This is a genomic window from Rhizobium oryzihabitans, from assembly GCF_010669145.1.
Classification (GTDB): Bacteria; Pseudomonadota; Alphaproteobacteria; order Rhizobiales; family Rhizobiaceae; genus Agrobacterium; species Agrobacterium oryzihabitans.
The window spans coordinates 2,726,325-2,738,736 of the sequence record NZ_CP048632.1; the positions used below are offsets into that span (position 1 = coordinate 2,726,325).

Genomic DNA, 12,412 nt, shown 5'->3' on the forward strand with positions numbered 1-12,412 from the left:
AGCGGTGATAGCGCTTCTTGCCGATCTCCCCCCTTGAGGGGGAGATGCCCGGCAGGGCAGAGGGGGTAAGCCGCACATGCGAGGATAATGGACCTCATTCGCAGATGCCGGCTAAGTCCCACCCGCCGAGCAACGCAAACTCCCTAAAATCACCCCTTCCGCTTCTCCACCAACGCACTCGCCTGCGCTGCAAGGCTCTCACGCCCCGATGAAGCGGAAGCCTTGGCAAGCAGCCCCGGGATCGGCGATTTTTCGCCTTCCTGCGCAGCCGTGAGCGCAATCATCTGGGCGGCGATGCGGGCGATTTCTCGGCGGATCGGTTCGTCGTTGCCGGTGCCGCGCACATTCAGAAGGCGTTCGGTGAGCGCCGTTCCCTGATTGCGGATATCCTCGATCTCCTGCGCCAGCCCCTCCGGCGGCGTTGCCGTCGGCTCTTCTGCAACCGGCAAGGCGGGTGCGTCCCCGGCCGTTTCGACCTCTGGGGTCTCTGCCGCAACGGCGGGGGCGATTTCAGGCGCAGATACGGCCGGTTGCTGCGGGCTCACGGCCTTCTCCACCGGCACGGCCGGGTTCGGCAGGCGAATGATCATGTCGTCGCTGCGGCCGCCCGTTGTGGCAAGCTGTTCCTTCAGGCGGGCGACCTCCTGATTGCGCAGCGTCAGCATGGTGTCGAGATCGGCATTTTTCGCCATGACCGTGGCGATCTGTTCTTCCAGCCGGGTGACCTTGCGGCTTTCGCGCGCAACCGCCGTCATGGCTTCCTTGTTGCGTGCCGCCACATCCTGCAATTCGCGGGTCGCGGTCTCGCCTTCCTTGCGGAAACGCGTGGCGCTCTGCTTGGCCTGTTCCGCCTCAAGGTCGCGGGTCGCGGCGGTGATTTTCGAATCATCCAGTTCGCGCGTCAGGTTGGTGAGGCGGGCGGTGAGATCAGACATCTGCGCGGCGCGCTCGTTTGCGGCCTGTTCCTGCTGCAGGAGGTTCGCCCCAATGGCACCGGCGCGTTCCTCGCTGGCATCGAGGGCGGCGCGCAATTCGGTAATCTCCAGCGTCAGCTCCTCGATTTTCAGCGAAAAGCTGCGGTTCTGCTCGCCGAGGCGATAGGCATCGCTGGAAGCGGCTTCGTTGGCGAGGCGCAGGGAGGTGTTTTTTTCCCGTTCCGTATCCAGTTCCTGGCGGACCTTGGCGTTTTCGGCGGCATAAAGCGCACGCGCCATGTCCTTCTGGGCGCGGACTTCCTGCGGGCTGATGGGCATCGTCGCGCGCAGGCGGTTTTCCGTATAGGCGACGATGCGGCGATGGATCGCGGGCGCGATCATCAGGGCCAGCAGGGTAGCGGTGAGAAAACCCAATCCGAAAAGAATGGCATATTCAATCACGCGGGACAGTCTCCGAAACTCAGATACGCGCGCATTCGGAAAGAGGGGCGCGAAGGCACGTTACGCTATTATTGCAACCGTGGGGAGGGGTCTTTCCGGCAATTGCCGAGGCGGTGTTTGTCCCACTTGTTTCTTCTCCCCTAGTGGAGAAGTCCGCGGCAGCGGGATGAGGGGGCGAGGGTAGAGATATCAGGAGAGCTTGCCCCTTCATCAGACCCTTCGGGCCACCTTCTCCCCTCGGGGAGAAGAAAGACGCGGCACCCTCGCATAATCAGAAAGGGTTCCACGTCGGCTGCTGGGTAAGCTTCAGGTAACCGACATTGATGCCGAGGCGCGCACCGATGCCGGTGCGGATGGGCGCCAGCGTGACATCGCTGCTCTTGAGATAGGTCATGCCGACGCCGGCGACGATGAAGGCGGAGCCGCTGACGCCGCCGTAACGGCGGTAAAGCGCATCGACCGAAGGCAGGTTATAGACCAACATCATGGCGCGGGTGCCCTGGCCGCCATAATCGAGACCGAGGGAGGGGCCCTGCCAGAAGACCGGATGCTGGCCGGCATTCTTGGTATAAAGCGTGCCTTCGCCATAGGTGAGGCCGGCGACGAAGGCGCCGGAGCCTTCCTGGCCGAGAATATAACCGTTCGGAAGACCGTATTGCTGGAAGGCGCGCTCCACCACCTTGGCGAGGCCGCCGGTGGTTTCACCGAAGAATCCGTGGCCTGCATCCACGACTTCCTGGATAGAATATTGATCGCTGGTCTGGGCCGAGGCCGGTGCGACCCACATCAAGAGGCTCGCAAGGAGCGCAATAATCTTTCCCAGTCCGAGGCGTGCAATGGTGCGGGTTTTCGTAAGGCGCATCGTCATGTCCGTCCGTCTGTTTCGTTAGCGCATCAGCCTGAAAATCCGAATCGGTTTTCGCAAGGGTCGATGCGCAGAGTCAAAGTTCTACAGCATGTTTCGTGCATCCTGGCGGATACACGGGGCTCCAGTGTGGCCTGTTAAGGCATTTGGCATTTTGAAACCATCCTATTAACAATCGGTTTACCAAATATGGTGTCATTATGGCTTAACAATTTCCACACCGTCCGCGCATCCCTTGCGCAGGAGAGAATTTTATGACGAGCAAACTCAATATCACGCTGTCCGGTCCCGATCTGGCGTCTCTTCTGTGCAGTCGTGTGTGCCATGACGTGATCTCTCCTGTTGGCGCCATCAATAACGGCCTTGAATTGCTGGACGAGGGCGGCACCGACGACGATGCCCTGGACCTCATCCGCACGTCCGCTCTTAACGCATCCGTGCGGCTGAAGTTCGCCCGCCTTGCTTTCGGTGCGTCGGGTTCCGCCGGCGCTTCGATCGATACGGGCGAGGCCGAAAAAGCCGCCAAGGATTTCGCCGCCGCCGAAAAGAAGGCCGAAGTCAGCTGGAACGGCCCGCGCGCCATCGTCGCGAAGAATCGTGTCAAACTCTTGCTCAACCTTTTCCTCGTCGCTTATGGCGCGATCCCGCGCGGCGGCAATGTGGATGTGCTGCTGGAAAGCCCCGACGGTGACGCCAAGTTCGAAATCACCGTCAAGGGCCGGATGATGCGCGTGCCGGCCAAATTTGCGGAGATTTACGAAGGCAGGCTGGAAGAGGCCGTCGACGCCCATTCCGTGCAGCCCTATTACACGCTGCTTCTGGCGGAAGAGGCCAATATGGCGGTGGAATACAAGGTGCTTGAAGATCGCATCGTCTTTACCGCGAAAACGGTTGCCGAGTGACCGTTCGATTGCGGACGTGATTTTTTAAGAAGGGCCGGGCTGCGTCTGCGGACGCGCCGGCTTTTTCTGTTTCGGGGAGCACGTTCATGACACGCCTGACAACCGCCCGCCTCATCCTGCGGCCGCATGCCATCGGGGATGAAACGCTTTATTGCGCATTCTGGGGAGCGGATGTCCTGCCTATCGAGGGGGTTAAATCGATTGCACCGCTGGATGCAGAACTCGCTTTTGCCCGCCTCCTGCGCTTCATCGGCCATTGGTCAGCCTTCGGTTTCGGCCCCTTTGTCGTCGAGGAGGCGGAAACGGGACGCATCGTGGGCGAGGTGGGTTTTGCCCATATGCGCCGCGGAAACGGGGCGGATTTTGATGGTGTGCCCGAGGCGATGTGGAAAATCGACAGGCAGCTGGTCGGCAAAGGTGTCGCGACAGAAGCTGTGGAGGCCGCGACGACGTGGTTCGACAGTAGCGGAATTTCGCAGCGGACCGTCTGTATGATCGATCCTCTGAACAGCCCGTCTTTAGCCATTGCCGCCCGATTCGGCTTTCAGCCGTTTCGCGATGCGATGTTCCGGAAAAACCCCGTGCGGCTTTTCGAGCGGATATCCGCGATCTAGTACGGCGCTCATATGGATCGTCTGATGGAGATGCTGCCTCGATCGCGTTTCAGAACGTCCTGAAACCTGTTTCAGGTCTCAGGCGGGGGCGGTTTGGGTGAGGAGTTGGTCCATCGCAACTCCTGGAGCATCCCATGCGCAATTTTCTTCTGGCGGCATTCGTCGTTTTCTCCACCGCTCAGGCCGCGATGGCGCAAGGCGCCATCGGCTTTAAACAGATCGAATTGCCGGATGCGGCGGGTGCGAGGGCGCTTGCCGTCTCATTATGGTATCCGGCCGCGCCCTCTGGAAAAAGCGAGGTCGTGGGTGAGAACGCGGCTTTTTATGGTCTTGAGGTGCAACCGGCCGCTTCTTTTCTCACCGGGTCTCGTCCCCTCGTGCTGTTGTCGCATGGGTTCGGCGGAAGCTGGCGCAATCTGAACTGGATTGCCGGCGCACTTGCTCAGCAGGGTTATGTGGTGGCCGCACCGGTTCATGGCGGCGAATCATTCACCGAAAAGAATGCGACGGAGATCGTTCCCCTGTGGGAGCGGCCGCGCGACATCAGCAGGACGCTGACCGCGCTCATCGAGAATGACCAACTCGCCGGCCAGATCGACAGCAAGCGTATCGCCGTCATCGGCCATTCTCTGGGAGGCTGGACTGCGATGGAGCTGGTGGGTGCACGCTATAGCGCCGAACTCGCCTTGAAGGACTGCAATAGGGAAAAAGCGTCGCCGCAATGCAAGGCTCCCCGGCTGCTGGCCAAGGTCGGGATCGTCGGTGGCGGCAAGGCTGATCTGCGTCTTTCGATGGATTTGAGCGATGTTCGCATCCGGGCGGCGATCGCACTCGATCTTGGGCCTGCTTCCGGTTTTCTGCCGGAGACGCTGCAAAGGGTGGAGGTGCCGGTTCTGGTTCTGGCCGCAGGTGTGGAGACGCCGGAGATTGCCGCCATCAAGGCCGATTCCGACTATATCGCCCGGCATCTGCCAAAGGCGACGACCGTCTATCGGGAAATACCCGATGCCAGCCATTTCAGCTTCATGCAGATCTGCAAGCCGAACGGCGAAAAAATCGTGGAGGAGCTTTCACCGGGCGAAGGTTTCGTCTGCCGTGATGGGGGAGGCCGGGACCGCACAGCCATCCATGCACAAATCGCGGAGGCAATCACCGGCTTCCTGAAAGTGGAAATGCGTTAGGACAGTTCGGGACGTCTCGTGGATCCTGGTTGTCCTGAGGCGTCCCGATTTTTCACGCCGCGTTGGACGGGTGATAGCGATAAACGAGGTCTTCGGGTCGGAGCGTGGCGCTGACGGATCGAGTGTGCCGCCGATGCGCTCGGCAACGGCAGCGGATTTGCTGTTTTCCGGCGAGACGTAGCTGACAAGTGTGGGCAAGCTCAGCGTCTCGAAGGCCCAGTCGCGCATTGCCACAGCGGCTTCGGCAGCATAACCGCGCCCTTCGTGGCCGTCATAAAGCAGCCAGCCGAGTTCCTTTTCGGGAAATAGCGGGCCGTGATTGATACCGATCTGGCCGATGCATTCACCCGTCATACCAAGGTCGATCATCAGCGCGCCATGGCCGAAAAAGTACCAGTTGGCCAGATCGTGGCAGAACACGCCCCATGTCTTCCAGAGATCATACGGCCCGCCGACGCCAATGGAGCGCGGCGACGCCATGAAGTGCTGATAGGCGGGAAAGTCCGCGATGAGCAGCGGGCGCAGCGTCAGGCGTTCAGTCTTAAGCGTGGGGATAGGGTGGTTCATGTGCCGTCGTCCTTTTTGGGAGCGTAGCTAGGCCCTTGTCATTACATTCCGATGACGTTGTCGCTTCTCCCTTGAAATCACAACAAAAAACCCGCTGTCGCCAGCGGGTCTTTTAAAAACTGTCCTGTCCTTGAGGGGTCAGGCGGTTTCGAGGAATTCCGTGGCTCCGTCAGGCTCGCGCAGCACATAGCCGCGGCCCCAGACGGTTTCGATGTAGTTTGCGCCACCTGCAGCATTTGCCAGCTTCTTGCGCAGCTTGCAGATGAAGACGTCGATGATCTTCAGTTCCGGCTCGTCCATGCCGCCATAGAGGTGGTTCAGGAACATTTCCTTGGTCAGCGTCGTGCCCTTGCGCAGCGAAAGCAGCTCGAGCATCTGATATTCCTTGCCGGTCAGGTGAACGCGCTGGCCACCCACTTCAACCGTCTTGGCATCGAGATTGACGATCAGCTCGCCGGTGGAAATGACCGACTGCGCATGGCCCTTGGAACGGCGGACGATTGCGTGAATGCGGGCAACAAGCTCATCCTTGTGGAAGGGCTTTGTCATGTAATCGTCAGCGCCGAAGCCGAGACCGCGAACCTTGTCCTCGATGCCGGCCATGCCGGAGAGGATGAGGATCGGAGTCTTGACCTTGGAAAGGCGCAAAGTTCTCAAGACTTCGTAACCCGACATGTCGGGCAGGTTGAGATCGAGAAGAATAATGTCGTAATCGTAGAGCTTACCGAGGTCCACGCCTTCCTCGCCGAGGTCGGTCGTGTAGACGTTAAAGCTTTCCGACTTGAGCATCAGTTCGATGCTCTGCGCTGTTGCGCTGTCGTCTTCAATAAGTAGAACCCGCATAATTATCCCCTTTGCCGCCCGCGAACCGGTAAATCATTGCCTCGCGCGATGCGGATCCAGACGTTGCCTGATTTGCAGGCTGCCACCAAATGGTTAACAAATTCTAATTGCCTTTGGCAAGGTGTATCGAATTTATTAAGCAAAGTAGGCATTTCTCTGTTTTTGCACGTGAATCCACCATCGCCATAATTGAATCTTAACGTGAGGATTTCCCGCTAAGTGATTCAATCGACTCTTACATCGTCTGGTCCGCTTTTTTGGACCTGGCATTTACCGACCCTTAAATGATCGTGTTTATCATTAACGATGCCCGTAAACGAAAGGTTAACGGCGGTGGTTTTTTATTAACGCCGGGTAACTTTTGGGAATCATTCCGGCACAACGGGTTAACCCGGCCGGTTGAACGGGCGGGTTAAACGGGCCGATCAGGGGGGCATAGTGCCTTTTTGATCCGGGTCTCGCTATCCATGGAGTATTGCGTATGAAGTCGCGTGACAGCCTGGTTCGCCTGAAGGAATTTCAGGTTAATGAAAAACGCCGGCAGCTTAACCAGCTGCAGCAGATGATGTCCGAGTTCGAGCGGATGGCAAAGGAACTGGTGCATCAGATATCTCTGGAAGAGAGCAAGTCGGGCATTACCGATCCGACACATTTCGCCTATCCGACCTTCGCCAAGGCCGCGCGCCAGCGGGCGGATAATCTTCAGGTCTCGATCCGGGAGCTGAAGGCCCAGCAGGAAGCTGCCGAAGCTTCGCTGGAAGAGGTGCAGGCCGAATATGAAAAGGCCGCGGCACTGGAAAACCGCGACGGAGCGATCCGCGCCCGCGCCTGACGACCGGCGCAAATTCGATGAACGATCGTCCTCATTGACGGCTGCCGGTGGATCAGGAGGCGGCTTTCAATGACGGGACGCCATGCATTTTTTTAACAAAAGGCCGCCCTTTGAGGCGGCCTTTTGTTTTTCCTGCACCTGGTTTTTCCGGTCAGCTTTCCGCCGGGGCCCCTAGGCGGGCATTTCGGTGTTTTCAATTGTCCGGAACGGGGGAAAGGCGTAATTTAACGGGGTTCCGATCATGAACCGGAGGTTTTACGCGCGCGTCCTGCATAACCCCTGCGAGGGTGGGGCGCGGGCGATAACAGCAGGGAGGAAGAAATGGCTCGCCAATATATCGATTGCCGCGAATTCCCCAGTGACAGCAAATGCACCATCGCCATCTCCGCCGATACGCCGGAGGAGCTGATGGAAGCGGCCGTTCAGCATGCCGTGGCAGTGCACGGCGCCGAGGACACACGCGAATTCCGCGAGGAAGTCCGCAGGAGCATGCATGCAGGGACGCCGCCGCTGAAGGTGGCGTAACGGGAGGACCGACGCGCATTTATGAATGACGCGATATTTGGAACGGCTGTGAGGGACCGGGCGTCTGCCGCTTTTTTCTTCTCCCCGCCGGGGAGAAGTCCGCGGCAGCGGGATGAGGGGGCGAGGGTAGAGGGATTCGGCAACGTTGCCCCCTCATCCGACCCTTCGGGCCACCTTCTCCCCTCGGGGAGAAGAAATATGCCGCGACGTTTGCGAATATTCTGCCCTTTTACAGAATTAAGCGCCCTTACCCCTGAATAACATCCGCCCATTCAGGATGGCGCAGCGTCTGGGCCTTGAAGAACGGGCAGAGCGGAATGATTTTCCAGCCGCCCTTGCGGGCCTCGTCGATCGCATGGGCGGCGAGCGCCTGACCGACGCCCTTGCCGCGCAGGGCATCGGGCACGCCGGTATGGTCGATAATGATCAGCGAAGGGGAGGTGCGGGAATAGGTCATCTCGGCCTTGTGGCCTTCGACGGTTGCCGAATATTCGCCGTGCGATCCGGTTTCGGTGCTGAGAATGTCCATGGTTTTCGCCTCCTTGTTGCGTTCGTTGTTTCCACTCTAACGGCTCGCGCCCGAATTGAAACAGCGGGAAAGAGAACGCAGCGGACACAAACCGGCGACAATGGTTTTACCGAAGGAGGGGTTCACCGAAGCAGGACAGGCCTTGCGGGGAGAAATCCGAAATCAAACCGAAAACCCCGTCGATAATCCGGCGGGGCGTTTTTGAGAATTCGGCTTTGGCGCGTTGCCGCGCGGGCGCAATATCAGTGGCGATATTGCTGAATGCGCGTGGTGCGCAGGCCTGCAAGGCCATGATCGGCAATCGAGGACTGCCAGGACAGGAATTCTTCAACGGTAAGCGTATAACGCTCGCAGGCTTCCTCGAGGCTCAAAAGTCCTCCGCGAACCGCTGCAACCACCTCCGCCTTTCTGCGAATGACCCAGCGACGGGTATTGGCAGGCGGAAGATCCGCAATCGTCAGAGGGCTGCCATCGGGGCCGATGACATATTTAACTCGTGGGCGTATCATTTCGGTCATTGGACACTCTATACAAACTCAAGACCATATGACGGGAACTTTAGCCCCGTACCTTTAAAAATTGCCTAAGCAGCTCTAGACAATTTATTAAGAATTTGAACGGTTTCGCCTGATTTGTTCGAGTCGCCTTATTTTGCAGGGGAAAAATTTTTCCAAAAATTGCATTTTTTATCGTCCATCGGTTGTTTCCCTCATAGGGCCGCAAGCGAAAGGCACGTTTTCCCGCTGCCCTGGGTAAATTCCGCCGATCCTTCATGCTGCAGCCGCAGGCGGTCTCCGGCATTGAGCGGAAGAATGAAGGTGGCCGATTGCGAGGTGCCGGCGCTGGAGGTGTTTCCGGCAATGCCGAAGCCGCCCGCCGCGCCGTTCACCGACAGCGAAACCCGGTGGCCGGCGGAGGAGACCACGGCAAGCGACAGAATGGCGAGATAAAGACCCTTGGCAGGAACGACGAGTTCCCTTCCGCCGCCCGTGCCAACCGGGTCGCCGAGCGCAAAACCGCCCTCATCGATGAAGAGCAGGGAAAAACCCGCTGCCGAACCGTTGGCCGGTTTTGTCGTGCCCGCCGGCAGGCCTGCCAGCACCACGGCCCGGTTGGGCAGCGAGACGCGGCCATCGCCGCTGCACAGGAGCGCGGTGCGCCAAATAGCGCCATCGGCGCTGGTCTTGATCGAAAAACCGTCATTGCCGGCAAGGCCCATTTCCGCGCGGCCGCTCCAGCCGGACTGGAACAACACCGATGCCGTATCGGTCTTCGCTGCCTTGTTGATCGCCATGCGGTGGCCGCCATCCTCCTGGCTGTGGGTGAAAAGACTGGCGGGAGCGGCGAGCGCCAGACGGTTGGCGCCGTCAGCTTCCGTGCCGATGCCCAGCCTTTGGAATGTGCCGGTGGCGGGCAGCGGCATGTCCTGCCATGCACCCTGCCGCAGCACCCGATATTTCCCTTCGCTTGCAAACCATGCCGTCCAGCCGGGCTGCGGCGTTATCGACAGCCATGCGCCATCCTGCCGGAAGGCAAGCTTTCCGCCCTTGCCGACCCAATCGCCGGTGGCGTCCGGGAGGAGAAGGAAACACTCGCCCTCCGACGCGTTTTCGGGCGGTGCGGCGACCACGGCCTTGACGACCAGCTGGACGATCGCATCTAGCCGTTGCAGCGCCTCATTGTGGGTCACGTGTTTCTGTGCCTGAGAGGGCAGGATATAGGGAAGCCGAAGTCTCGCCGTCTGTTCCGTCATGATGTCTCTTCCGCGCTGGATTGCCGTTCGCCAGCGATTGTGATGCGGCGGGGCGGTGCGGGGATGAGCGGGGAAGAGATTATTTTTGTTGGGGGTGGGTTGGGTGTGTTTGCGGCGAATGGCGTCTATGGGCGAGACGGCCTCTTGGCTTCGGCGTATGCCGCTTCACTCCCCTCTGCCCTGCCGGGCATCTCCCCCTCAAGGGAGGAGATCGACCCGAGGCGAGGTTTCGCCCATCTCAACGTTTGAGACTGAAATGGTGGTAAAGCTTCTTGCCGATCTCCCCCTTGAGGGGAGATGCCCGGCAGGGCAGAGGGGGGTAAGCCCCATACACCGAAGCGAAAGTTTAATTACCCACGAAAGCGCAGCGGTCTACCCACTCGCCTATGTCGCCGCTTCCACCGTCACTGCCATCGCCCCTTCGGCAATGAAATCCGGATTGGCAAGCGCATCCTCACCGTCGCCTCTCACCTCATAGGCAAGCGGCTGGCCGTCGCAATCAAGCGTTCTGCCGCCGGCGGCGCGCAGCACGGCATCGCCTGCCGCCGTATCCCACATCATGGTGCGGCTGAAGCGGGGGTAGATGTCGGCCGCGCCTTCCGCCAGCATGCAGAATTTCAGCGAGGAACCGACGGAAATACAGTCTTTCAGCCCGTGTTCGGCGACGAAGGCTTCCGTTTTTGCCGTACAGTGCGAGCGGCTGATCAGCGCCACGGGCGATGCGCCGCGCTGGCGCGCGCGGATGGGATGGCGCGCCAGGATCGCGCCTTCGCCTGATATGGCGAGCTTTTCGGCACCGTTGTCCTTGCCCGTCCATGCCTGGCCGCGGCAGGGGGCGTAAACCACGCCTGCGACGGGAACGCCGTTCCTGATGAGGGCGATATTGACGGTGAAATCGTCCTTGCCGGAAATGAATTCCTTGGTTCCATCCAGCGGGTCGACCAGAAAGAACTCCCTGCCTGTCTCCGGCAGGATGCCGTTCGAGACGGCCTCTTCGGCGATAACGGGAATTTCGGGAAAATTGGCGGCCAGCGCCTGAAGAATGATCGTCTCGGCGCGCTGGTCGGCCTCGGTCACCGGCGAGCAGTCATCCTTGTAGGACACGTTCGGGCCCGCGCGGTGGACCGCCATGATCGCCTGTCCGGCGTCCAGCGCCGCTTTCGTCAATATGTCGATCATCTCTTTGCCGTTGCCATCCCATCGCCATCCCGTGGCGGGATCTTGCGATACAACTTGGCTACTCCTTTGGCCGCCGCCCGTCAAACAATGGCGGCCGACAAGGCTAAAATAGGCATTCCGTCGCCGTTTTTTTAGCACTTCCTGCCGAAATCATGGCTCTTTTGATCGGGAAAAGGGCAACTGGTGTGGAAATTCCAAATTTTGTGCAGGATCGCCCGTTTTTGACTTCACATTTTTAACGAACACGATATGCATTTTGGTGTTGGGGGTAAGCTTGCGAGGGCTCCCCTATAATTAACATAACGAGGCGTGGCTCATCAGAGGTCATGCCCAGGGGAAAGACATGGAGTATTTTATCCAGCAGCTCATCAACGGGCTGACTCTTGGATCGATCTACGGCCTCATCGCAATTGGCTATACGATGGTCTACGGCATCATCGGCATGATCAACTTCGCCCATGGCGATATTTTCATGCTTGGCGGTTTCGCCGCGCTGATTGTTTTTCTGGTCGTGACATCTTTTGTCGCCGGCATTCCGGTGGCGCTTCTTCTGCTTTTGATGATGGTCATCGCCATGCTGATGACCGGATTGTGGAACTGGGTCATCGAGCGCGTCGCCTACCGGCCTCTGCGCGGCTCGTTCCGCCTGGCGCCGCTGATCACCGCCATCGGCATGTCGATCGCGCTGTCCAACTTCATCCAGGTCACGCAGGGTCCACGCAACAAGCCGATCCCGTCGCTGGTGACGGAAAGCTACCATCTCGGGGCGATCACCGTTTCGCTGAAGCAGCTCATCATCATGGTGGTGACATCCGTGCTGCTCTTCGCCTTCTGGTACATCGTCAACAAGACACCGCTCGGGCGGGCGCAGCGCGCCACCGAACAGGACCGCAAGATGGCGGCGCTTCTGGGCGTTGATGTCGACAAGACGATCTCCATCACCTTCATCATGGGTGCGGCGCTCGCTTCGGTCGCAGGCACGATGTATCTGATGTATTACGGCGTCGCCTCGTTCAATGACGGCTTCATTCCGGGCGTCAAGGCGTTCACGGCGGCCGTTCTCGGTGGTATCGGCTCGCTTCCGGGCGCTGTTCTCGGCGGTCTGCTGATCGGGCTCATCGAGTCGCTCTGGTCGGCCTATTTCTCCATCGCCTACAAGGACGTCGCGGCATTCGGCATCCTGGCTTTCGTGCTGATCTTCAAGCCGACCGGCATTCTCGGTCGTCCGGAAGTCGAGAAGGTGTGA

At 59.4% G+C, this 12,412-nt stretch carries 13 protein-coding genes and 1 pseudogene; 6 read left to right on the plus strand and 8 right to left on the minus strand.

Going from position 1 to position 12,412, the window contains the following annotated elements:
• Window positions 1-149 precede the first annotated feature (149 nt).
• Together G3A56_RS13770 and G3A56_RS13775 are read right to left on the minus strand one after the other, a co-directional pair.
• Window positions 150-1,376 carry a coiled-coil domain-containing protein gene (locus tag G3A56_RS13770; protein ID WP_082182835.1) on the minus strand — a complete coding sequence of 409 codons (1,227 nt, stop codon included), beginning with the start codon at window positions 1,374-1,376 and terminating at the stop codon, window positions 150-152.
• Window positions 1,377-1,647: 271 nt separating this feature from the next.
• Window positions 1,648-2,244: a DUF1134 domain-containing protein gene (locus tag G3A56_RS13775; RefSeq protein ID WP_003491833.1), complete on the minus strand. Its 597-nt coding sequence runs from the start codon at window positions 2,242-2,244 to the stop codon at window positions 1,648-1,650.
• 251 nt (window positions 2,245-2,495) lie between these two features.
• On the opposite strand from G3A56_RS13775, the gene chpT reads away from it, so the two are divergent.
• The 3 genes from chpT to G3A56_RS13790 all read left to right on the plus strand — a co-directional run bounded on the left by chpT (window position 2,496) and on the right by G3A56_RS13790 (window position 4,938).
• Window positions 2,496-3,143: a histidine phosphotransferase ChpT gene (gene chpT, locus G3A56_RS13780; protein WP_082182834.1), complete on the plus strand. Its 648-nt coding sequence runs from the start codon at window positions 2,496-2,498 to the stop codon at window positions 3,141-3,143.
• A gap of 86 nt (window positions 3,144-3,229) precedes the next feature.
• Window positions 3,230-3,757, plus strand: coding sequence for a GNAT family N-acetyltransferase (locus tag G3A56_RS13785; RefSeq protein WP_082182833.1), 528 nt, complete (start codon window positions 3,230-3,232; stop codon window positions 3,755-3,757).
• A gap of 134 nt (window positions 3,758-3,891) precedes the next feature.
• Entirely contained in the window at window positions 3,892-4,938 is a 1,047-nt protein-coding gene (locus tag G3A56_RS13790) for an alpha/beta hydrolase family protein (protein ID WP_164056454.1), read from the plus strand.
• A 52-nt stretch (window positions 4,939-4,990) separates the two neighbouring features.
• Here the strand turns inward: G3A56_RS13790 and G3A56_RS13795 are convergent.
• Both G3A56_RS13795 and ctrA read right to left on the minus strand, forming a co-directional pair.
• A pseudogene (locus G3A56_RS13795) lies at window positions 4,991-5,505 on the minus strand (GNAT family N-acetyltransferase).
• Between the two features lie 138 nt (window positions 5,506-5,643).
• Window positions 5,644-6,348, minus strand: coding sequence for a response regulator transcription factor CtrA (gene ctrA / locus G3A56_RS13800; protein ID WP_003491823.1), 705 nt, complete (start codon window positions 6,346-6,348; stop codon window positions 5,644-5,646).
• A 481-nt stretch (window positions 6,349-6,829) separates the two neighbouring features.
• On the opposite strand from ctrA, the gene G3A56_RS13805 reads away from it, so the two are divergent.
• On the plus strand, window positions 6,830-7,180 hold the full coding sequence (locus G3A56_RS13805) for a flagellar export protein FliJ (protein WP_003491821.1): 351 nt from the start codon (window positions 6,830-6,832) through the stop codon (window positions 7,178-7,180).
• A gap of 321 nt (window positions 7,181-7,501) precedes the next feature.
• On the plus strand, window positions 7,502-7,705 hold the full coding sequence (locus G3A56_RS13810) for a DUF1059 domain-containing protein (RefSeq protein WP_164056456.1): 204 nt from the start codon (window positions 7,502-7,504) through the stop codon (window positions 7,703-7,705).
• 247 nt (window positions 7,706-7,952) lie between these two features.
• Here G3A56_RS13810 and G3A56_RS13815 read toward each other — a convergent pair whose 3' ends face one another.
• The 4 genes from G3A56_RS13815 to cysQ all read right to left on the minus strand — a co-directional run bounded on the left by G3A56_RS13815 (window position 7,953) and on the right by cysQ (window position 11,166).
• The gene (locus G3A56_RS13815) at window positions 7,953-8,234 is read right to left on the minus strand and encodes a GNAT family N-acetyltransferase (RefSeq protein WP_082182830.1); all 282 of its coding nucleotides are present in this window, start codon (window positions 8,232-8,234) and stop codon (window positions 7,953-7,955) included.
• 242 nt (window positions 8,235-8,476) lie between these two features.
• On the minus strand, window positions 8,477-8,752 hold the full coding sequence (gene sciP, locus G3A56_RS13820) for a CtrA inhibitor SciP (RefSeq protein ID WP_003491799.1): 276 nt from the start codon (window positions 8,750-8,752) through the stop codon (window positions 8,477-8,479).
• Window positions 8,753-8,943: 191 nt separating this feature from the next.
• A complete protein-coding gene (locus G3A56_RS13825) occupies window positions 8,944-9,987 on the minus strand; it encodes a DUF2793 domain-containing protein (RefSeq protein ID WP_082182829.1) in 1,044 nt (347 codons plus the stop codon).
• Between the two features lie 384 nt (window positions 9,988-10,371).
• The gene (cysQ, locus tag G3A56_RS13830) at window positions 10,372-11,166 is read right to left on the minus strand and encodes a 3'(2'),5'-bisphosphate nucleotidase CysQ (RefSeq protein ID WP_082182827.1); all 795 of its coding nucleotides are present in this window, start codon (window positions 11,164-11,166) and stop codon (window positions 10,372-10,374) included.
• Window positions 11,167-11,509: 343 nt separating this feature from the next.
• On the opposite strand from cysQ, the gene G3A56_RS13835 reads away from it, so the two are divergent.
• Entirely contained in the window at window positions 11,510-12,412 is a 903-nt protein-coding gene (locus G3A56_RS13835; protein ID WP_035219954.1) for a branched-chain amino acid ABC transporter permease, read from the plus strand.